Here is a 21,188-nt window from a genome sequence, read left to right as displayed (position 1 = left end):
GGTAGTTCAGTTGGTTAGAATACCGGCCTGTCACGCCGGGGGTCGCGGGTTCGAGTCCCGTCCACTCCGCCACTTATATTAAGCCTCAGTCGAAAGACTGAGGCTTTTTTCGTTTTGGTTACCCGACTTACCTTAAACCCACTTTCATATTGAAACCTTGCATCGAGAGGCCGGCTTCCCTCTGGCGATGCTTTCTAAGCCCTGTTATGAGTGAAGTGGAACTCAGTTTTGTGTGGTTTCTGCAGTCTCGAGCGCTAGTTTTGAGCCCCTGTGCTTAACTTACCAAAGCTTCCTTTATTATTACCTGGAGAATTTATTCACTAGGTTATGTTATTTTCGGGGGAGATTTCTCTGCTTTAGATGTTTTGATTTAGCCATAGGCGCTTATTAATATAAACTCAGCGCATTTAAAACTTTCCAAACATGGATTTTGTTTTGTCGATCTATTTAAGCCAGTGTCTTAAAGTGTATTCGCTACTTCTTCCCTCTAACCCTCTCCAACCTACAAAGCCACCACTACATTCGTATAACGTGAGCGGTATAGGTGCTCTCATAGCTGTGTTTGCTGAGTAAGTCGTTCACCTAGCACATTGACTGAGGAAAAGTCTTCTTTCAGTGGACCTTCGTGTAAGTCACGATAGTTTTAATAATTATCTGGTACTTTTTATTCTAAAGGTGTACGCTTCACATCGAATATTTTTTCGACAGTAAATCATGTTATATCTCTTGTTTAAAAGCTTTGTAAGAAGGCTGAACTCCATGCAAAAAACGCGATGAAGTGTTGCTCGGAGTCTTAAATTAATCTTCATCAGGTGTTTTATGTGTGGGTAGCTTCGCTGAAGTTATACGCAGGCGTCTGTACACCTGATAAAAGAGAAGAGATGGCCGGTGATATTTCATCATCGGCCTTTTTGTATCTGTTAAGCAGCTACAAAGCATTATCCAGTATTGAAATAAGGGCCGGTATTGATCACCGGCCCTTTTTATTTGGTTAAAAGCATGAGTATTTTACAAGTTAAAAATTTGTCTTATCAGATCGCTGATAAGAGTTTATATAACAACGCGACATTTCGAATTAACGTGGGAGAGAAAATAGGTATCACTGGAGCGAATGGCGTTGGAAAAAGCACCTTATTAAAACTGCTTATTGGTGAATTATCTGCAGATAAGGGCTGCATTGACTGGTTACCAAACCTTGAGGTGGGGTATTTAGAGCAACATTTTAAGATGGATAATGCGCTGACGGTTTATGAATGCTTAAAGAGTGCTTTTGAGAACTTATACGCTGCCGAGCAGAAGCTTTGGACTTTGTATCAGGCGATGACCGAGTCTCACTCTACATCTCTTTTAAGCCAAGTCGCTCGGCTACAGGCATATTTAGAAGATGAAGACTTCTATGCAATTAATACCAAAATTGAACGAGTTGCTGTAGGTCTTGGTATTTATCAATTTGGCTTAGATACACCGCTTGTCTCGCTAAGTGGCGGTCAAAGACACAAAGTCCTTTTAGGCAGGTTGTTACTTCGCAACCCCGATGTGTTAATTCTTGATGAGCCGACAAACTATCTTGATGCTCCGCACATTGAATGGCTAGTCACGTTTCTCAATGATTACATTGGCACAGTTTTACTGGTTTCTCATGATGTTGATTTCCTTAATCAAGTAGCGACCAGTATTTGTGATATTGATTATCAAACGGTTCGAAAATACAGCGGTACTTATGTCAAAGCAATGCAGCAAAAGCAGCACGACGGTGCTTTATTAGAAAAGCAATATAAGGCTCAGCAAAGTGAAATTCGAAAGCTAGAGCAATTTATTGCCAAAAATGGTGCAGGAGTTAACGCGAGTCTTGCTAAAGGGCGTAAGAAAAAACTGGATAAAATCGAACGTATTCAACTGAATAATGTAGAGAAAGTATCGACGTTTGACTTTGCTTACCAGCCCATTGAGCAACCGAATGTGGTTGAGGCAAAAGCGTTGATGATCGGTTATCAGCAGCCTCTGCTTCCAGTATTTGATATCACGTTAGCGCGCGGGGAAAAGTTGGTTGTTGCTGGCTTTAACGGCGTGGGTAAGTCGACCTTACTTAAAACCCTGATGGGGGAGATCGAGCCACTCTCTGGTGAGGTGGTATTGGCAAAAGGTGCAATGATTGGTTATTTTTCTCAAGATTTGTCTTGGCGCCATCCTCAGAACACGCCTGAACAGGAGCTGTGCTCTTGTGCGCCAACAATCTCAAGCAAAGAGTCACGCAAGCTATTAGCTCGCTTTGGGATCTCGGGGGATAAGACGCAGCGCCACTTAGATACATTGAGCGGTGGTGAGCAAACTCGGGTGAAACTGTGTTGTTTATCGGTTCAGAAATGCAATGTTTTGCTGTTGGACGAACCAACAACACATTTGGATAGCAGCAGTAAAAATGCGCTTAAAGAGGCTCTCCAGCGCTTTTCCGGTAGCGTGATTGTGGTATCTCATGAGAAGGCATTTTTGCAATCTTGGCCTGATAGAGTTTTAGATATTTCGTTGCTCACTTGTGCTGAATCGGAAACAGAACAGGAGGTGGAGCTATGATGCAGTCCATGGTCCTATTTCTCGTTGCTTTTCTTGTTGGTGTTGATGAGTTGATGCTTGGATCTATTCTTGAACCCATCGGAAATGATTTAAGTGTTCAACCGAGTCAGGTTACCTTATTTATTACGGCATATAGTTTAGCCATAGCAATTTGCGCTCCTTACTTGGGCCGTTTATCAGACCGAGTTGGGCGTATTCGTATCATGGTGCCTGCTTGCTTTGTATTTGGGGTTGCGTCTATTACGACGGGCATAGTTCATGATTTTGAACTTGCTATTGCAACTCGAGTGATCACTGGTATTGCAAGTGCAGGCATGTTGCCAATTGCATTCGCGTTAGCGGGAGACGCGAAGGGTAATAGAGCGATGCGTCAAATTGTGATGGTTCAGGCGGGATTAACGCTAGGTATGATAACTAGCCCTGCGATCGGAGCATTGTTGACCCAGCTTTTATCATGGCGTGCCGCTTTTATTATTTTGGGCGTTGCGGCTCTTCTTGTCAGTGCTATGAGCGTAGTGTTCATGAATGACCAGCATGATGAGTCCAAAATGTCAGATGCTCTGCCACCTATAACAGGTGTAATTCATGTTCCTGGCGCGTTGAGGGCGATTTTAGCGATGTGTTTAGGTCTAGGGGGAGGTATTGGTGTATTTAACCTGATAGGCCTTCATATTCGAGATACCAGCGATTTGGCGCTCGGTTGGGTGGGCGCTATTTATGCAGCTCTAGGGATCGTGAGTGTGGTTGGAAATATGTGCGTGGCGAGAGCTTCTCGCTGGCTTGGTAGCTCTCGAGCCGTTATGCGAGTGGCTTTAATGGTGTGCATACCTTGCAGTGCATGGGTGTTCTCAAATGAGATGAGTACGGTGACCGCTTATCTTCCAGCTCTAGTGCTCTGGTCTCTTGCTGGAGGGGTTGGTTCTCCGGCATTACAAGCACATATCGCAAGCTTATCTGATGAATATCGAGGTGTGTTAATGTCTTTTGGAATGAGTATGATGCACTTTGGTGTCGCGATTTGGTCTGCCTTGGCGGGCTTCGCGTATTCTGTAGGCAATGAATGGGTCGCTTTCGTGGCTTTCCTATTGTTTGGCTCAGCAGTAGTTATCTTAAAGCCAGTTGGTAATACTGAACAAAGTGAGCGTTATTCGTAGTGTTTTAGTAGATAAAGAAAAGCCGTTACCTAAAAAGGTAACGGCTTGTTCCAAATACTTTTTGAAAAACGGTCTTAGTTCATGCCGTATTTCTTAAGTTTCTTGCGAAGAGTACCGCGGTTGATACCCATCATAGTTGCTGCGCGAGTTTGGTTACCGCGAGTGTACTGCATGATAGTATCTAGTAGTGGCTGTTCAACTTCAGCTAGAACTAATTCGTATAGTTCTGTTACTTCCTGGCCGTTTAGTTGAGCAAGGTAGTTTTTAAGAGACGCTTTAACAGAGTCACGTAAAGGCTTCTGAGTAATCTGGTCTTGTGACGTTACTGTAGTTACTGTTAATGCTTCTGAAGTCAGATTTTGTTCGAACATATTCGGTCTAGCTCTTCTCTTAATTATGATGCAACGTTATCAAAATAACCTTCTAACGCCTCAATTTGCAGCGGAGCTGCGTCGATAGCGTTGAAGGTACGGCGAAACTCACTTGCCTGTTCATGCTCTTTCAGGTACCACCCAACGTGCTTGCGCGCGATACGTGGACCTAAGAACTCCCCATAAAACTCATGCAGAGCATTTACATGACCAAGCATAATGGTTTTCACTTCCTCAGTTGGAAGTTCCTCCATTGTGGTGCCGTTTTCCAAATAGTGATGGATTTCCTGGAAAATCCAAGGACGACCCTGGGCAGGGCGTCCAATCATTAAAGCGTCCGCACCGGTGTACTCCAGTACAAATTTGGCTTTCTCCGGGCTATCGATATCACCGTTCGCGATAACCGGAATTGAAATCGCCTCTTTTACCGCTTTAATGCTGTCATATTCGGCCTCACCTTTGTACATACATGCTTTCGTTCTGCCATGCAGAGCAAGAGCTTGTATGCCGCAGTTTTCGGCTAATTTAGCGATCTGGACACAGTTCTTGTTGTCTGTATCCCAGCCAGTTCGAGTCTTTAACGTTACAGGAACGTCCACTGCATTCACGACCGCTTTCAAAATCTCTTCGATAATGTTTGGGTATTGAAGCAGAGCAGAGCCCGCTAGCTTCTTATTCACTTTTTTTGCCGGGCAGCCCATGTTGATGTCGATGATTTGTGCACCGTTCTCAACACTGAATTGAGCTGCGTCCGCCATAAGCTGTGGATCGGAACCCGCAATCTGTACAGAGCGAATGCCCGATTCGCCCTCGTGTACCATGCGCTGTTTCGACTTTGACGTTCCCCATAGTTTTGGGTTAGCAGACATCATTTCACTGACGGCCATTCCCGCACCATAGCGAAGACACAACTCGCGAAACGGTCTATCCGTTACACCAGCCATAGGGGCTACGATTAGATTGTTCTTAAGTTGATAGTTTCCGATTTTCAAAACGTCATCACAGTTCTGTACCAGCAAGGGCGCGCATTTTACGCATTTTTTCACTGCGTGAAAAGACTAATATTTGAGCATTTACAAATTGTTTTTGTAAATTGTATGAATTTCAAACAATTAGCTCTGAAAACCTTGTCTAGCCTTGCTTACGACCAGAGATGCGACACCATTCACTTTGCTCAACAATCGGGTCAATGTGAAGCTCGTCACGGTAATAGTTCGCAACATCTTCAGCTTGAGTGTCTAATACGCCGGACATAGCGAGGTCGCCATTTGGCTTAACTAGTCCTTTGATGATAGGTGCAAGTTCACGTAAAGGTCCCGCAAGGATGTTGGCCACAACGACGTCAGCGACGAGACCTTCTGGTTGATTTTGCGGTAAGTAAACTTCTAGTTTGTCTGCAACGCCATTACGCTCAGCATTGTCTTTTGAAGCAAGCAGGGCTTGAGGATCAATGTCGATCCCTATCACTTTTTCAGCGCCCAGTTTGATCGCTGCGATCGCAAGAATACCTGAGCCACAACCGAAGTCGATAACGGTCTTACCGCTTAAGTCCATGCTTTCTAGCCACTCAAGACAAAGTGCTGTTGTAGGGTGAGTACCCGTACCGAATGCAAGGCCTGGATCCAACATAACATTAACAGCGTCAGGATCTGGAATGTCGCGCCAGCTTGGACAAATCCATAAGCGTTCACCAAATTTCATTGGGTGGAAGTTTTCCATCCATTCGCGTTCCCAGTCTTTATCTTCAAGCTGTTCTACTTTGTAAGCAAAATTGTCAGCCAGCATATTGCTCGCTTTAATTTGGTCGATGATGAAGTTAGTGTCTGCTTCTGCATCATACAGTGCCAGAATATCAGTATCGCCCCATAAGCGAGTTTCGCCAGGTAGAGGTTCGAATACAGGTGTATCCTGCGCGTCTAAGAATGTAACAGACAGCGCGCCAGTCTCTTCCATTAGCATATCGCCGATTTGCTCAGCGTTTTCATTGGTCGCGTTGAGTTTGATTTGAATCCAAGGCATTGGTTTTTGCTCTTAAAGTGAATGAAGTGGCGCAGAGTTTACCAGAACTCTACGATTTGTTTGAGTATATACCCAAATAAGCCGATTTATATGTTGAGCCCTTCGCGTACATATAAAACAAAAATGCCCACGGGAGTGGGCATTTTTTAAGACGTTTGCTTAGGCTTATTGTAAGCCAAGCTTCTTCTCTAGGTAGTGGATGTTTGCACCACCGTGTTGGAAGTTTTCGTCATTCATAATGGAGAATTGCAGTGGCACGTTAGTTTTGATGCCTTCGATGATCATCTCACCCAGTGCGTTCTTCATACGTGCAATCGCTACATCACGGTTCTCACCGTAAGTGATCAGTTTACCAATCATTGAATCGTAATGAGGTGGTACTGTGTAGCCTGTGTAGATATGAGATTCCCAACGTACACCCATACCGCCAGGAGCGTGGAAACGCTCGATCTTACCCGGAGATGGTAGGAAGCGCTCAGGGTCTTCTGCGTTGATACGACACTCAATCGCATGGCCACGGATCTTAATATCATCTTGAGTGAATGACAGAGGCTGACCCGCTGCAACGCGAAGCTGTTCTTTGATTAGGTCGATGCCAGTAACCATCTCTGTTACTGGGTGCTCTACCTGAATACGAGTGTTCATTTCGATGAAGTAGAACTCACCGTTCTCGTATAGGAATTCAAACGTACCTGCGCCGCGGTAACCGATCTCGATACATGCACGAGTACAGCGTTCACCGATGTACTTACGCATTTCTTCGGTGATACCAGGTGCTGGAGCTTCTTCCACTACTTTTTGGTGACGACGTTGCATTGAACAGTCACGCTCACCAAGGTGGATTGCGCCGCCTTGACCGTCAGCAATAACCTGAACTTCAACGTGACGAGGGTTTTCTAGGAATTTCTCCATGTAAACCATGTCATTGTTGAACGCCGCTTTTGCTTCAGCACGTGTCATTGCAATAGCTTGGATAAGGTCTTTCTCTGCGCGAACAACACGCATACCACGACCGCCGCCGCCGCCAGATGCTTTGATGATTACTGGGTAACCAATGCGCTTAGCAAATGCTTTGTTTTTCTCTTCGTCATTGTCTAGAGGGCCGTCAGAACCCGGTACACAAGGAACGCCTGCTTTCTTCATTGCATTGATAGCAGATACTTTATCGCCCATTAGGCGGATAGTGTCTGCCTTTGGGCCAACGAAGATGAAACCACTGCGCTCAACTTGCTCTGCGAAGTCTGCGTTCTCAGACAGGAAGCCGTAACCTGGGTGGATAGCCACAGCACCAGTCACTTCTGCTGCAGAAATGATGCGTGGAATGTTTAGGTAGCTGTCGATACCACGAGCAGGGCCGATACATACGGTTTCGTCTGCGAGTAGTACGTGCTTAAGATCGCGATCCGCTGTTGAGTGAACAGCGACGGTCTTAATACCTAATTCTTTACAAGCGCGAAGAATACGAAGTGCAATTTCACCTCGGTTCGCGATGACTACTTTGTCTAGCATAAGGCAAGCCCCGCTTATTCGATTACAACAAGAGGTTGGTCGAATTCAACTGGTTGGCCGTCTTCAGCTAGGATTGCTGTAACAACGCCAGATTTGTCCGCTTCGATTTGGTTCATCATTTTCATTGCTTCAACAATACATAGAGTATCGCCAGCATTTACTTTCTGACCCACTTCTACGAATGCTTTAGAGTCTGGGCTTGGAGAGCGGTAGAAAGTACCAACCATTGGAGAAAGAACTTGGTGACCTGCAGGTGTTGCTGCTGGAGCTTCTGCTGCTGGCGCTTCCGCTACTGGTGCCGCTGCTACTGGAGCAGGTGCCGCCGCTGGAGCTGCTGCGTAGTGAATTGGTGCTTGAGGAGCTGCAGTGCCATGACGGCTGATGCGCACTGACTCTTCACCTTCAGAGATCTCTAGCTCAGCAATGCCAGACTCTTCAACTAACTCAATTAGCTTCTTGATTTTACGAATATCCATCTTTTCTTTCTCTTTTATCTTGTGATTAAGACAACCCTCGTAGGGTTGCAGAGTGTTAGGGTTACTTTGCCTGTAGCTTATTGATCGCTGCAGACAGAGCAAATTCATAACCTTGTGCGCCTAAACCGCAAATCACACCCTCTGCTTTATCTGACAGATAAGAGTGATGACGGAATGGTTCACGTGCGTGCACATTTGATAAGTGCACCTCAATAAATGGGATGGCGACGCCAAGTAATGCATCTCGCAGCGCCACACTAGTATGAGTGAAAGCCGCTGGATTGATGATGATGAAGTCAATCTTGCCATAGGCAGCGTGAATGGCTTCAATCAGTTCGTACTCACGATTTGATTGTAGGTGTTCCAGTTCTACCCCAGCGTTATGGGCTTGCTCTGTAAGAGTATCCACAACTTGAGCTAAGGTACTGTGACCATAGTGTGTCGGTTCGCGCAGACCCAATAGATTAAGATTTGGTCCGTTTAGAACAAGAATCCGTGACTTTGCAGACATTGTGTTGCTATCTTCCCTTATCGTGAGTGGAACGTTTATATTCCCAAATATACGATAGTTCAGCACGATTTTTTTGTTAAAACCGAGCAAATTTTAAAAAATCGACCAAGATTATAGCTAATTCATAGCAATTAGCAGCAATTTACTGGTCTAATCTCCTAATAGCCACTCTCGTTTCTGTAACCAAGTTAACAAAAACAACATAATTGCCATATTTTTTTTGTGGCCAATTTGTGCACTAAAGCAAAAAACCGCCATGAGTGATGGCGGTTTTTAAAGTGCTTTTAAAACAGTTGGTTGAATTTATGCCAATTCTGCTTTCTCTGCGATAAGCTTGTCTACCACGCTCGGATCGGCAAGCGTTGACGTGTCTCCGAGGTTGCTTGTATCGCCCGTTGCAATCTTACGCAGGATTCGACGCATTATCTTACCAGAACGAGTCTTCGGTAAGGAATCCGTCCAGTGCAGTACATCTGGTGTTGCAATTGGACCAATCTCTTTACGCACCCAATCTTTCACTTCTTTGTGTAGCTCTGCTGACGGGAATTCACCATCGTTCAAGGTAATGTAAGCGTAGATAGCTTGGCCTTTGATATCATGCGGAATGCCCACAATAGCGGCCTCAGCAATTTTATGATGTGCGACAAGAGCCGATTCTATTTCAGCGGTACCCATGCGGTGACCCGACACGTTTAGTACGTCATCAACACGGCCCGTGATCCAGTAGTAACCGTCTTCGTCACGACGAGCTCCATCACTAGTAAAGTACATTCCCTTGAAGGTTGAGAAGTAGGTCTGTTCAAAGCGTTCGTGGTCGCCATAAACAGTACGCATCTGACCTGGCCATGAATCAAGGATCACCAAGTTACCTTCTGCTGCGGTTTCTTCAATGATGTTGCCCATGTTATCAACCAGTGCAGGTTGGACTCCGAAGAATGGTCGAGTTGCTGAGCCTGGTTTTAAGTCTGTTGCGCCTGGTAGTGGTGCAATTAAGATACCGCCGGTCTCTGTTTGCCACCAAGTATCAACGATAGGCGAGCTCTCGTTACCAATCGTTTTGTAGTACCACTCCCACGCTTCAGGGTTGATAGGCTCACCTACTGAACCCATCACACGTAAGCTTGAACGAGATGTCCCTGCTACCGCTTCGTTACCTTTTGCCATTAGTGCACGAATAGCGGTTGGCGCAGTGTAGAGAATGTTCACTTGGTGCTTATCAACCACTTCACTCATACGAGCCGTGCTTGGGTAGTTTGGAACACCTTCAAACAGAATGGTTTTGGCCCCGTTCGCTAGTGGACCATAAATTAGGTAAGTATGGCCTGTAATCCAGCCCACATCCGCGGTACACCAGAAGGTTTCACCTGGTTGATAATCGAAGACATATTTAAAGGTCATTGCCGCGTAGACGAGGTAACCGCCTGTAGTATGTAGTACGCCTTTAGGTTTACCTGTCGAGCCAGATGTGTAGAGGATGAACAGCGGGTCTTCGGCTTTCATCTCTTCTGGTGGGCAAACGTCAGAAACGTTGGCTGTTGCTTCGTGCCACCAAACATCACGGTGTTCATGCCATTCAACATCACCACCTGTACGTTTAAGCACGACGACTTTATTGATGGTTTTTACGTCTGGGTTGGTTAGTGCTTCATCCACGTTCTTTTTCAGTGGAACAGCGCGTCCGCCACGTACGCCTTCGTCTGCGGTGATCACGACTTTAGCGTCAGAGTCGATGATACGGCCGGATAGTGCTTCTGGTGAGAAACCGCCAAATACTACGGTGTGAACCGCACCAATACGGGTACAAGCGAGCATAGCCACTGCAGCTTCTGGCACCATTGGCATGTATAGACACACCACGTCGCCCTTGCGTACGCCTTGCTCTTTCAATGCGTTGGAGAATTTACACACTTCTTTGTGCAGTTCGTTGAAAGTGAGTGTTTTGTCGTCGGCTGGATCATCGCCTTCCCAAATGATGGCGACGTCATCCCCGTGTTCTGCAAGATGACGGTCAATACAGTTAGCCGAGACGTTCAGTGTGCCATCTTCAAACCAGCGAATATCAACATGGCCAGTGTCGAAAGAAGTGCTTTTTACTTTGGTGAAAGGTTTGATCCAATCAACGATTTTGCCGTGTTCGTTCCAGAAGCCCTCTGGATCGGTTACCGACTGCTGATACATGGCTAAGTAAGTATCATTATCCGCGTGTGTATGAGTTTTAATATTTTCTTTTACCGGATAAACGTGGGCTTCGCTCATGGCTTCTCTCCTTGTGCCTTATTTCTCGGCCTTACACCAATCTAGATAAGATTTTGAATATATTTTTGTAGGGCTGTTTTTTGGTTCTAAATAACTTGGTCGTGGTAATGACGACGTTGTGCTTATAACTGTCAGTCACCGCGCGTATTTCCACAATTAGACTTTAGGATGAGAGTGATAGAAGCGCCGGGAAATCGCTGAAACAAAAGTATTTCTGGGAGCTAGGTCAACTGATTTTTATGTATACGGTGCGGTTAGGTTGGGTAAATCGCCTTTCGTTAAGCGGACAAAGACCAAAGCGGCAGAAATCGCGTCTTGCAAGGCGTCGTGTTTGTCTTGGATAGGAAGTTCGAGGTGTTTACAAATGGCATCCAGACTTAAGTCGAAATAGGCATTCGGCAAATGTCGTTCCAACTTATCGTGATAAATCTGACTGACCTCGATGAGTGGGTTAGGAAGTGGGAAGCCAAGTTGCCTCAGACAAGCAAGGTCTAAGATCTTTTTATCGTAACGAATGTGATAGCCCACAAGTGGTCGGTTGCCGATAAAGTCGAGCAGCTCGAGCAGCGCCTCTTTTTCACTGATGCCATCGACTAAGTCTTGGTGGCGAATTCGATGGATCTTGACCGAGCCAGAGTCGAGCGATTGCGGCGCGCGTAAGCGGACTTCAAATGGTTGACTGGTGATGATGCGGTTGTCGATGATCTTGGTGGCTGCAATAGTCACCAGCTCGGCGCGATTTGGGTCAAGGCTGGTGGTTTCGCAGTCAAGAGAGACGTATTCTGTTTTATCTGGCGTGCAAAACAGCGACTGATAAGGCGAGCCTTTCAATTTGTAATGCCAGTATTTGCGTTGTAACCAGTTCATTGCTTACGCCTCTGTGATTTATGAAAATCAGGGTTAATCACGAATTTGATAATGGAAGCCTAAAAATTGCTTAAATTTCTTCACCACATGTAAGCTGTGGCGAAGCAAATCACGCTCAGTTCTATCCAGTTGTTTAATATCAATGTTATTCAACGCTTCTTGCTTTTTGAGTTGCTGATTGAGGCGAAGTTTAAAGAACAATTTCAGTGCTTCGTTGAGATTATCTGCCGTTTCGGATTCTAAGATGCGCTTATTTCTCAGAGCTTCAATGCGCTCAAACGTGTTCTTCTCCTCAATGGCATATTCCAAAGACAAGGTGCGAATGCCGTGTACAATTGGGAAAATACCGCCGCGTTTAATGTCCAATCCGTCTTTAGCACTTTTTACGTTGCCAAATAGAGTTAGGGGCACAGAAAACTGCAAGGCAGGGCGAGTAAAATCAGACAATATCAACATGCGATCTTTCATTGTGTCACGAAGATGCGCCGCAATTGGAGCCAGCAGCTCGCAATTCCCAGCAACAGCATGGGCGTCACTGAAAATGGCTAAGTCCATGATTTGTTCTGGTTCGGCTTTAGCTATCCAGTGGTTTAGGGTGCTTATCCATTCTTGCTGTGTTTTGACCCACTTCGGGTTGTTAACCATCACTTTGCCAAGGCAAAGTGGATAACCGAGCTGTTGTAGGGTGTGTGTGAAGGATTGCATCACTTGTTCGCAATGAGGCCATTCCAGACCATCTTGAATAATCAGGGCATTGTCTTGATCGGTTTTGAGAATTTGCTCTCCTCGGCCTTCAGAGCCGAGTACGATCAAGCAACAATGGTCGTGCAAGGCTGGTGGTATCACTAACTCGAACGCTTTCTCGATAATTTGTTCGTTTACGGCTGAGATAAGCTCCATGATGAAGCGAGTGCGGATGCCGTTTTTCAATAAGCTCTCGACCAATTGACGTTGGCGGTTTGAGGCCAAAGCGAGCTCTTCCACGCTGCTTGCTCGAGCAATACTGAGCGTTAACACGTGAGAGTGGGTTGAGAACGCGCTGAGAATTTGGGTCATATCCAGCATGCCGACGGCTCTGTTGCCTTCACATACCATGAGGCGTTTCATTCTATTTCTGGTCATTGTGATCATGGCGTTGAATAGAAAGTCACCATCATCAACGTGATAAACAGGAAAGCTCGCGATCTCACCCACTGGTGTGTCGAGCGCGCAACCATCTATCATCACAGAATGCAGCATATTAGTACGAGTCACTATTGCGTACGGGTGGGCTGATGGCCATTTTTCCAATCGTGGATCATCGCCATGGAGTTGAACCAATGCAGCGTCAATCCCATTTTCTTTTAAGGCACGCGTTACCTCGTGAATTGGTGTATTTGGTTCAAGGATCATCGGTGGGTGATAAATGCTGCGGTCAACTTTAGTGAGAATAAACTCCGCTAAGTTTTGCTGTTGATGGGCCGCTTCGATGAGCTCTTGCCGTTTCGATAAATTGTTATCGAAATAGGCTGCAAACTGGCCATTTTCGTTGTAAAGGGCAAGGAAAACTTCTTTCGGCAGTAGGTAAGAGAGCGTGTCCTCAAGCGCGATGTAGTGATGACGTACCTTGTCTTCAAGTAACGAGCGTACATCGAACATATCGTCGTTGGCATAATGTGCGAACACTTCCTGTTGATCGTTGGAGCGCTCTTCTACCGCGCCTTTGATCAGAATATGTAAGTGGGGGTTCTTCTGTCCGCAGGATAAAATAACATCTCGAGCTCGATAGTAGGCGACGTCCAGAGAAGATCGCAGTCGCGTTTGTTGTGCTTCAGTTAAGCGATCGAACGGTGGAGATTGCATGTTTAATTTGTCAGGCATGAGAACACCCAATAATGATGGAAGGAACACTCTCTAAGTCTGACAAATTTCTTACCGGAAGCCAGACGACTTTGGTCTAAATTACGATGTTTTCGCTTGAAGATGCCAAATGTCGCAAAGTTAGTATTCCATCGAGGAAACGATAAGTTTCTTATTCTTCCCTTTTTATAATACGCATGGCGATCCATAATTCCCGGCTCGAACGTTGGTGTTCCCGTTTTAGGATATTAGTAATGTTGAAACCTTCTCCGTATGGCTGGATTTCCCAGTACTTTCTCGGATTCTTCTTTGCGTATGGCGTGTATCTGCCATTTTGGTCACTTTGGTTTAAGGATCAGGGCGTATCTTCGACAGATATCGGTTTGCTGGTCGGGTTAGGCCTTGCGACACGTTGTGTTGCCAATATCGTGATCACCCCACGAGTACACAAAGTCGAACATCTTATGCCTGCTTTACGTTGGTTGAGTTTCGCTGCCCTCCTTTTTGTTGGATTTCACTTTTTTACGGGTGGTAGCTTTTGGTTAATGGCACTAGCGACAGTGTTGTTCAATCTTTGTTGTGGACCGATTATTCCGTTGTCGGACGCGATGGCAAATTACTACGCTCGCCTGAAAATGCTCGATTATGGCCGCACGCGGCTATGGGGTTCGATCGCCTTTATCGCAGGCTCGACGGCAGTGGGCTACCTGGTGGCTGAATTTGGCTCCGATATGATCTTGTACACTGCGATGTTCGGCGTGTTTATCTCGTTGCTGTTTGCTATGCGACCGACTAACCCAATGCCTGTAACGCACGGTGGGCAAAGCGCAGAACGTCCAAAGCTGACCGCTCTTTTGACCGACAAGCCGATACTAAAATTCTTAGTGTTGGTGTCACTAATTCAGGGCAGTCATGCGGCTTACTACGGCTTTAGTGCGATTCACTGGAAGGCCGCTGGTCACTCGGAAGATGTCATTGGCTACTTGTGGAGCTTAGGAGTGGCCGCAGAAGTGGCAGTGTTTGCATTGAGTAAGCGCTTATTCGTAGGTTGGTCAATACGCGCGCTGTTTATTGCTGCTGCCGTTGGTGTAATGATGCGTTGGGGTATTACGGCGTCGACAACATCAATTATTGCTTTGGTGGTTGTTCAACTATTGCATGGTGTGACTTTCGCTACCGCACACATTGCCGCGATCCAATATATCCAAAACTCCGAAGAAAATAAGATCGTAGCGTTGCAAGCGTTGTATAACGCGATTCCGTTGGGCGCATTTATCGCGTTAATGACCGTATTGAGTGGCTGGGGTTATGAGCACTGGGGACCGCTTGTGTTCTGGGGCATGGCCGCGATGGGGTTATTGGCTCTGTTCATCAAGCTTGATTCGCAAGACCCACATCAGGTGGTTGATGTATCAGACAAGCCACTTGAAACACAGAATTAGACTTATGTAACAAAGGTTAAAAACTAAGCTTTGTCTCCGTTATCAAAGCAGTGTTAAATGAAACCTCTCCCTCATGGAGAGGTTTTTTTATTCTCTTGCTTTAAAAGTAGCAAGAAAGGCAAGAAAGGATATCGGATGCAAGGATGGCTGGTGGTTCCCGTTTCTTTAGCGTATTTGGGAGCTTTATTTATCATCGCGTGGTACGGCGACATTCAGAAAAGGTGGCTAGCGCGCTGGCGGCCTTGGATTTATAGCCTTTCCATTGCGGTGTACTGTACATCGTGGACCTTCTACGGCACGGTCGGGCAGGCCAGCAGTAATCCTTGGTCTTTCTTACCCATCTATATTGCTCCCATTTTAGTGTTTACCATCGGATGGCGCGTTTTAGCTCGGCTTATTTTGATTGCTAAACGGGAACACATCACGTCGATTGCTGACTTTATCGGAGCACGCTACGGTAAATCCCAAGGTTTGGCCGTGGTTGTTACGCTCATAGCGGTTGCGGGAATTTTGCCGTACATCGCTTTACAGCTGCGTGGTATCACTATGGGGCTTGAAATTATTGCTCCGGAGCTGGCTACTGATTTTGGTTATCAAAACGATAGCGTGTCGTGGTTTGTTGTGGTCGCATTGGCGATTTTTACGATGCTATTCGGTACCCGCCACATTGATAACACGGAACACCATCGTGGGATGATGATGGCAATTGCCTTCGAATCCATTATCAAACTGCTGGCTTTTTTAGTGGTTGGTGTCTTCATTGTTTGGTTGGCGATGAACACCGAGAATTTGAGCTTAATTGATGTTGCCGCACAGACGTATCAGTCACCAAATATCCCGACTATATTGATTCATACTGTACTCACGATGCTGGCGATCGTTTGCCTTCCGCGACAATTCCATACGATGGTGGTGGAAAATGAACGTGCTCAAGATTTGCATGTGGCTCGTTGGTTGTTCCCCATTTATCTGATCTTAATGGGGATTTTTGTTTTACCTATTGCGTGGGTAGGGCAAGGTCTCTTGAGTGGCGCTTCGCCTGATACTTATGTCATCAGTGTGCCGATGTCGGTAGGGGCGAGTGAAATCGCCTTGCTTGCGTTTCTAGGCGGTACTTCAGCGGCAAGTGGCATGGTTATCGTATCGACGATTGCCTTAGCGATCATGGTCTCGAATGACTTGGTTATGCCATTGCTATTGCGTCGCATGCGACTGACGCAGCGTAACCATCACCATTTTTCTGAATTATTACTGCGGATCCGCCGTGGTTTGATTTTAGTTTTGTTGATTGGCGCGTGGTGTTTCTATCAAGCGTTGGACACCATTCATTCACTTTCTGCTATCGGCTTTCTCTCGTTCGCGGCTATCACGCAATTCGCTCCTGCGCTGGTTGGCGGTATGTATTGGCGTCAAGGGAATAAGAAAGGTGTGTATGTTGGCCTCGCGGTGGGTTTTGCTACCTGGTTGATTACGTTAATGAGCCAAACAGACATGCTTGCCGGAGACGCCAGTAATAACTTCCTGATCTGGTTGATTACGCCACCAGAGGTATTGGCTAGCTTTGATATCGCGATTTCAGATTGGGGGATGATCCTCAGCGTGGTCGCTAATGCAGTGTGTTTTGTTGTGGTTTCTATGGCTACCCGACCAAGCCTAAGTGAGCGCTTACAATCGGCATCATTCGTTGGTACACCGTTGCCTGAAAGCGAAAATATGAGTCTGTACCAGAGCCGCGTTACGGTTGCAGAACTGGAAATGCTAGCGTCCAGATTTGTAGGACGAACGCGAGTTAAAGCGGCGTTTCAAGCCTACTGGAGCCAGCAACGAGAAGAGTTGATGCCGAATCAACAAGCGCCATCTTCTCTGATTCGGCATACGGAGCGTGTGCTAGCAGGGGTATTTGGTGCATCTTCTGCTAAGTTAGTACTCACTTCGGCTCTGCAAGGCAGAAACATGCAGCTTGAAGAGGTGGCGACTATCGTCGATGAAGCCTCTGAACTGTACGATTTTAGTCGGGGTTTACTCCAAGGCGCGATTGAGCATATTGGACAAGGTATTGCGGTCGTCGATAAGCAACTACGCTTGGTAGCGTGGAACCAACGCTATTTAGAACTCTTTGAATTTCCGCCAGGCCTGATTCAAGTAGGTCGACCGATTGCGGATGTGATTCGGCACAATGCAGAGCAGGGGTTGTGTGGCCCTGGTGACCCTGATGACCACGTCCGTCGCCGTGTTTATCACCTTGAGCAAGGGACTCGGCACACCTCTTCTCGGGTTCGTCCCGATGGTCGCGTGATAGAGGTGCAAGGTAACCCAATGCCAGGTGGTGGCTTTGTGATGAGCTTTACCGACATCACCGTATTCCGTGATGCAGAGCAAGCACTGAAAGACGCCAACGAGACATTGGAAGAAAGGGTACGTCTGCGGACTCGAGAATTAGAACAACTTAACAAGCAGCTGGTGGAAGCGACGCAGCGCTCGGATTTGGAATCGAAGTCCAAATCACGGTTCTTGGCGGCAGTAAGCCATGACTTGATGCAACCGCTCAACGCGGCGCGTCTATTTGCATCTTCACTATCGGAAGTCGCCAAAGACAGCGAAGCCAAAAAACTGTCAGCACACATTGAAAGTGCTTTAGAGGCTGCCGAAGACTTAATTGGAGATTTGCTGGATATCTCGCGTTTGGAATCGGGCAAGTTGGAAGTCAACGTGCACAGCTTTGCGTTAAATGATGTGTTGTCGAATTTGAATGCTGAGTTTAGTGCGTTAGCCAAACAGCAAGGTATAGAGTTCACCATGATTCCGTCCTCACTCATGGTTAAGTCGGATCCCAAACTGCTGCGCCGTGTGGTGCAAAACTTCCTGACCAATGCGTTTCGTTATAACCCGAATGGCAAAGTCGCACTCGGTGTTCGCCGCGTGAAAGGGCGAGTGCGTATAGATGTATGGGATAATGGAGTGGGGATTGAAGAAGAGAAGCAGCAAGAGATTTTTGAAGAGTTTAATCGCGGAACTCAAGTTCGTTCCGACCAAGGTCTCGGACTTGGTTTGGCGATTTCGAAAGGAATTGCTCAGGTACTTGGGCATGAAATTTCGATGCGCTCTTGGGTTGGAAAAGGCAGTGTTTTTTCCATCACCCTAGATAAAGCTGATCATGTTCAGCTTCATCCAGTTCACGTGGCAATGAGTAAGCAATCTGAACTTGGTCATCTGAGAATCCTTTGTGTCGATAATGAGCCTGACATTCTAGTCGGCATGGAAAACTTACTTTCCCGATGGGGTTGCGATACACGAGTTGCGATTGATTTAGTTGAAAGTCTACAAGCGCTTGAGGATGGTTGGATTCCGGATGTAATTTTCTCCGATTACCGACTTGATGATGGTCGTACTGGTTTAGAAGTGCTACAGCAATGCCGCCTGAGATTAGGCCACAGCTTTGAAGGCGTCATCATCAGTGCAGATCGTACCGATGATATGCTTGATGGCATCAAAGCAAATGGGTTCAGCTTTATTGCTAAGCCAGTTAAGCCGCTTAAGTTGCGTTCGGTGCTCAATCGAGTCGCTTAGGATTGGAGTGTTTGAAAAATCGCTATAAAAGAGACCTCCGAATGGAGGTCTCGATGTTTGTAATCTTAGTTGATAGGCTGAGTTTGCCGTTTATTCTGCGACGCCGCCTTGGGTCAGTTTGGCTGGATTAAGCAATCGCTCTAGTGTAGCTCTATCCAAATCAGTTTCTTCTTCCGCGACATCAATAATCGCGCGTCCCTGTTTGTAGGCTTTTTTCGCGACTTCTGCCGCTTTTAGGTAACCAATGACCGGGTTGAGAGCCGTGACCAAAATTGGGTTTTTGGCGAGTGCTACATCCAAGTTATCTTGGCGAACTTCAAACGTCGCAATGGCTTTGTCAGCTAAAGCGGTTGCGCTGTTAGAGAGTAACTCGACGCTCTCCAATACGTTATGAGCAATAACTGGCAGCATGACGTTAAGCTGGAAGTTGCCCGCTTGGCCTGCGACGGTAATGGTGGTGTCATTACCAATGACTTGCGCTGATGCCATAGCTGCGGCTTCTGGGATCACAGGATTTACTTTGCCAGGCATGATGGAAGAACCCGGTTGCAAGCCTTGTAATTCAATCTCACCTAAACCAGCCAATGGACCTGAATTCATCCAACGAAGATCATTTGCGATCTTCATGATCGCAACTGCTGCTGTTTTGAGCTGTCCCGACAGAGCGACGATCGCATCTTGACTGCTTAAATTGAAAAAGAAGTTATCACTGGCCGTGAACTGAATACGAGTTGACTGGGTTAGGTTGCTAGCGAATAAGTCTGCAAAGCGTGGATCGGCATTGATCCCCGTTCCAACCGCCGTACCACCTTGGGCTAAGGCTTTTACAGCAGGAAGTGTTTGTTCAATCGCTTGTTTTGCATGCTCGATTTGGAACTGCCAACCGCCAAGTTCTTGAGCAAAGGTAATTGGCATCGCATCCATTAAGTGGGTGCGACCGGTTTTTACAACATCTTTCAATGCTTGTTGCTTAGACTCTAGTGTTTGGCTTAGGTGTGACAGGGCCGGGAAGAGCTGTTTTTCAATGGCTAATGCTGCGCTAACTTGAATGGCCGTCGGTACCACATCGTTGCTGCTTTGTCCCATGTTGACGTGATCATTAGGGCTGACAGTGCCGCCTAGATGCTGGGAGGCCAGTGTTGCAATTACTTCATTCGCATTCATATTTGAGCTAGTGCCAGATCCCGTTTGGAACACGTCAATTGGGAATTGCTCAATATGATTGCCTTCGATAATTGCTTGAGCTGCGTCAGCAATCGCGTTGGCAATATCTCCCTCAAGCAGCCCTAGCTGTGCGTTGGTGAGTGCCGCAGTCTGCTTGATGTGTGCTAACGCTTTGATAAAACCAGATGGCATTTTATGTTGACTGAATGAGAAGTTATCGACGGCGCGTTGAGTCTGGGCTTGGTAGAGAGCATCTGCAGGGACCGTTACTTCGCCCATACTGTCAGTTTCTATGCGGAATTCGGTGCTCATGGTAGGGATCCTTTTGGTTAATCGAGTGAGATTTGAATCAGGCGTAATTGTTGTTGTAGTGCGAGAAATTTCACGTCGCCTTGTTCAAACTGGTAGTAATAGCGTTTGAGGCAAAATAATGGCGTATGGATAGAATCGAGACAGACACGACGGAAGATACGACTGCGAGTTGAGTCTTGAATTGCGTCTAGTAAATGGAAATAAACCTGACGTAAAAACAGCTCACACAACAATAGATTTTCTTCATCGGCATCGTGTTCATAACAAGAAGACAACACCATTCCCCAATGAATATAGTCATGAATCACGTCTGGCTCAAAGCCATGTGGTGCGGCGAGAAGGAATCTATCTTGGGCTTTAAAAAATGCGTTAAAGATGTCCCGTTTGTTGTCCATAACCACCTCTCATTAAATGTAATGATAATTATTATCAATTAAGTTGTGGGTTGGCAACCCTTTTTAGAGTAAGAGGTTGTTGAAGAAAGACTTACGGAAACAAAAGCCGACGCAAAGGCGTCGGCTGAGTAGGAATTCATTTATGCTGAGTGAAACTAAGTCGCTGTCGTTTGAATACCGGTGAATTAGCTTGTCGCCGTTATTCAGTAAATAAGGTTTCGTACTTCACAAATGCGGTTTGCGTTTCACCATAATACAGTGTGCCGCCTGATTGAATGACGACTCTTAACCAGCTTTCTGCAGATGCAGGCTTTGGTAAGGTGATGTACCAGCTTTGGCCTGCTTGATCGGCGGGCTTCATATCAATCGGTTGAGCGTTTTTCTCTTTGTCACTCACAATAGAAACTTTAACACCTTCGAGTGGGTAAGCGGCGTTGAGTGACAATTCTAAGTTATTTTTAGTGAGTTTTTCCGAGCGAAATTTCACTTTAAAATCGCCATTTTCCATATCACACAGACCACTGGTGTAACGACAATTAGACTTACTCGCGAGTTTGTAAGTTTCCCCTTCTTGCGCCGCGTGGGGCTTCTCGCTGAGGGCCATATCGGTACCGAAGTAAGCGATCAAAGAGAGAACTGGCGCAATCAGTAGAGCGAGAATAAAGTGCTTGTTTTTGAACATCTTGGCTTCCTTGCAACGACATACTGCGAATATGGTAACTGAAAAGTGAGAAT

At 46.3% G+C, this 21,188-nt stretch carries 16 protein-coding genes; 4 read left to right on the top strand and 12 right to left on the bottom strand.

What is annotated here, in order from left to right:
• Window positions 1-999 precede the first annotated feature (999 nt).
• A complete protein-coding gene (locus tag R8O11_RS20945; protein WP_064354390.1) occupies window positions 1,000-2,571 on the top strand; it encodes an ABC-F family ATP-binding cassette domain-containing protein in 1,572 nt (523 codons plus the stop codon).
• Window positions 2,568-3,725, top strand: coding sequence for an MFS transporter (locus R8O11_RS20940; RefSeq protein WP_213900090.1), 1,158 nt, complete (start codon window positions 2,568-2,570; stop codon window positions 3,723-3,725). Before R8O11_RS20945 ends, R8O11_RS20940 begins: the two co-directional genes overlap by 4 nt.
• A 74-nt stretch (window positions 3,726-3,799) precedes the next feature.
• Here R8O11_RS20940 and fis read toward each other — a convergent pair whose 3' ends face one another.
• The 9 genes from fis to R8O11_RS20895 all read right to left on the bottom strand — a co-directional run bounded on the left by fis (window position 3,800) and on the right by R8O11_RS20895 (window position 13,594).
• On the bottom strand, window positions 3,800-4,096 hold the full coding sequence (gene fis / locus R8O11_RS20935; RefSeq protein WP_000462885.1) for a DNA-binding transcriptional regulator Fis: 297 nt from the start codon (window positions 4,094-4,096) through the stop codon (window positions 3,800-3,802).
• 23 nt (window positions 4,097-4,119) lie between these two features.
• Window positions 4,120-5,088: a tRNA dihydrouridine synthase DusB gene (gene dusB, locus R8O11_RS20930; RefSeq protein WP_005382505.1), complete on the bottom strand. Its 969-nt coding sequence runs from the start codon at window positions 5,086-5,088 to the stop codon at window positions 4,120-4,122.
• Between the two features lie 139 nt (window positions 5,089-5,227).
• Window positions 5,228-6,115, bottom strand: coding sequence for a 50S ribosomal protein L11 methyltransferase (gene prmA / locus R8O11_RS20925; protein WP_005382507.1), 888 nt, complete (start codon window positions 6,113-6,115; stop codon window positions 5,228-5,230).
• A 165-nt stretch (window positions 6,116-6,280) separates the two neighbouring features.
• Window positions 6,281-7,624 (bottom strand): acetyl-CoA carboxylase biotin carboxylase subunit, encoded by a 1,344-nt coding sequence (gene accC / locus R8O11_RS20920; protein WP_005382509.1) that lies wholly within the window; start codon window positions 7,622-7,624, stop codon window positions 6,281-6,283.
• A 14-nt stretch (window positions 7,625-7,638) separates the two neighbouring features.
• Complete coding sequence (gene accB, locus R8O11_RS20915) at window positions 7,639-8,100, bottom strand: acetyl-CoA carboxylase biotin carboxyl carrier protein (protein ID WP_005386355.1); 462 nt, start codon at window positions 8,098-8,100, stop codon at window positions 7,639-7,641.
• A gap of 61 nt (window positions 8,101-8,161) precedes the next feature.
• A complete protein-coding gene (gene aroQ, locus R8O11_RS20910) occupies window positions 8,162-8,611 on the bottom strand; it encodes a type II 3-dehydroquinate dehydratase (RefSeq protein ID WP_005382360.1) in 450 nt (149 codons plus the stop codon).
• A gap of 303 nt (window positions 8,612-8,914) precedes the next feature.
• Window positions 8,915-10,867 (bottom strand): acetate--CoA ligase, encoded by a 1,953-nt coding sequence (gene acs / locus R8O11_RS20905; protein ID WP_005386359.1) that lies wholly within the window; start codon window positions 10,865-10,867, stop codon window positions 8,915-8,917.
• A gap of 237 nt (window positions 10,868-11,104) precedes the next feature.
• The gene (locus R8O11_RS20900) at window positions 11,105-11,734 is read right to left on the bottom strand and encodes a 3'-5' exonuclease (RefSeq protein ID WP_005382363.1); all 630 of its coding nucleotides are present in this window, start codon (window positions 11,732-11,734) and stop codon (window positions 11,105-11,107) included.
• A gap of 33 nt (window positions 11,735-11,767) precedes the next feature.
• Window positions 11,768-13,594: a DUF294 nucleotidyltransferase-like domain-containing protein gene (locus R8O11_RS20895; protein WP_318194405.1), complete on the bottom strand. Its 1,827-nt coding sequence runs from the start codon at window positions 13,592-13,594 to the stop codon at window positions 11,768-11,770.
• Window positions 13,595-13,827: 233 nt separating this feature from the next.
• Between R8O11_RS20895 and R8O11_RS20890 the strand changes: the two genes are divergently transcribed.
• Entirely contained in the window at window positions 13,828-15,015 is a 1,188-nt protein-coding gene (locus tag R8O11_RS20890) for a 3-phenylpropionate MFS transporter (RefSeq protein WP_053307400.1), read from the top strand.
• A 135-nt stretch (window positions 15,016-15,150) separates the two neighbouring features.
• Window positions 15,151-18,582, top strand: a complete 3,432-nt coding sequence (locus R8O11_RS20885) for a PAS-domain containing protein (protein ID WP_213885815.1) — start codon at window positions 15,151-15,153, stop codon at window positions 18,580-18,582.
• Window positions 18,583-18,672: 90 nt separating this feature from the next.
• Here R8O11_RS20885 and R8O11_RS20880 read toward each other — a convergent pair whose 3' ends face one another.
• From R8O11_RS20880 to R8O11_RS20870, 3 genes are all read right to left on the bottom strand, one after another.
• Window positions 18,673-20,058 carry a class II fumarate hydratase gene (locus R8O11_RS20880; protein WP_213885816.1) on the bottom strand — a complete coding sequence of 462 codons (1,386 nt, stop codon included), beginning with the start codon at window positions 20,056-20,058 and terminating at the stop codon, window positions 18,673-18,675.
• Window positions 20,059-20,075: 17 nt separating this feature from the next.
• On the bottom strand, window positions 20,076-20,453 hold the full coding sequence (locus R8O11_RS20875) for a hypothetical protein (RefSeq protein WP_005382370.1): 378 nt from the start codon (window positions 20,451-20,453) through the stop codon (window positions 20,076-20,078).
• 199 nt (window positions 20,454-20,652) lie between these two features.
• The gene (locus tag R8O11_RS20870) at window positions 20,653-21,135 is read right to left on the bottom strand and encodes a hypothetical protein (protein ID WP_005382371.1); all 483 of its coding nucleotides are present in this window, start codon (window positions 21,133-21,135) and stop codon (window positions 20,653-20,655) included.
• Between the last annotated feature and the right edge of the window lie 53 nt (window positions 21,136-21,188).

Source organism: Vibrio sp. 1288 (assembly GCF_033344475.1).
The sequence above is the reverse complement of the archived record's forward strand: the minus strand, read 5'-3'. Positions and strand labels throughout refer to the sequence as shown.

What these genes read in the sequence shown, in the direction of transcription:
- R8O11_RS20945 (WP_064354390.1), top strand. Translation starts at nt 1,000, where the DNA reads ATGAGTATTTTACAAGTTAAAAATTTGTCTTATCAGATCGCTGATAAG.
- R8O11_RS20940 (WP_213900090.1), top strand. Translation starts at nt 2,568, where the DNA reads ATGATGCAGTCCATGGTCCTATTTCTCGTTGCTTTTCTTGTTGGTGTT.
- fis (WP_000462885.1), bottom strand. Translation starts at nt 4,096, where the DNA reads ATGTTCGAACAAAATCTGACTTCAGAAGCATTAACAGTAACTACAGTA.
- prmA (WP_005382507.1), bottom strand. Translation starts at nt 6,115, where the DNA reads ATGCCTTGGATTCAAATCAAACTCAACGCGACCAATGAAAACGCTGAG.
- accC (WP_005382509.1), bottom strand. Translation starts at nt 7,624, where the DNA reads ATGCTAGACAAAGTAGTCATCGCGAACCGAGGTGAAATTGCACTTCGT.
- accB (WP_005386355.1), bottom strand. Translation starts at nt 8,100, where the DNA reads ATGGATATTCGTAAAATCAAGAAGCTAATTGAGTTAGTTGAAGAGTCT.
- aroQ (WP_005382360.1), bottom strand. Translation starts at nt 8,611, where the DNA reads ATGTCTGCAAAGTCACGGATTCTTGTTCTAAACGGACCAAATCTTAAT.
- acs (WP_005386359.1), bottom strand. Translation starts at nt 10,867, where the DNA reads ATGAGCGAAGCCCACGTTTATCCGGTAAAAGAAAATATTAAAACTCAT.
- R8O11_RS20900 (WP_005382363.1), bottom strand. Translation starts at nt 11,734, where the DNA reads ATGAACTGGTTACAACGCAAATACTGGCATTACAAATTGAAAGGCTCG.
- R8O11_RS20895 (WP_318194405.1), bottom strand. Translation starts at nt 13,594, where the DNA reads ATGCCTGACAAATTAAACATGCAATCTCCACCGTTCGATCGCTTAACT.
- R8O11_RS20890 (WP_053307400.1), top strand. Translation starts at nt 13,828, where the DNA reads ATGTTGAAACCTTCTCCGTATGGCTGGATTTCCCAGTACTTTCTCGGA.
- R8O11_RS20885 (WP_213885815.1), top strand. Translation starts at nt 15,151, where the DNA reads ATGCAAGGATGGCTGGTGGTTCCCGTTTCTTTAGCGTATTTGGGAGCT.
- R8O11_RS20880 (WP_213885816.1), bottom strand. Translation starts at nt 20,058, where the DNA reads ATGAGCACCGAATTCCGCATAGAAACTGACAGTATGGGCGAAGTAACG.
- R8O11_RS20875 (WP_005382370.1), bottom strand. Translation starts at nt 20,453, where the DNA reads ATGGACAACAAACGGGACATCTTTAACGCATTTTTTAAAGCCCAAGAT.
- R8O11_RS20870 (WP_005382371.1), bottom strand. Translation starts at nt 21,135, where the DNA reads ATGTTCAAAAACAAGCACTTTATTCTCGCTCTACTGATTGCGCCAGTT.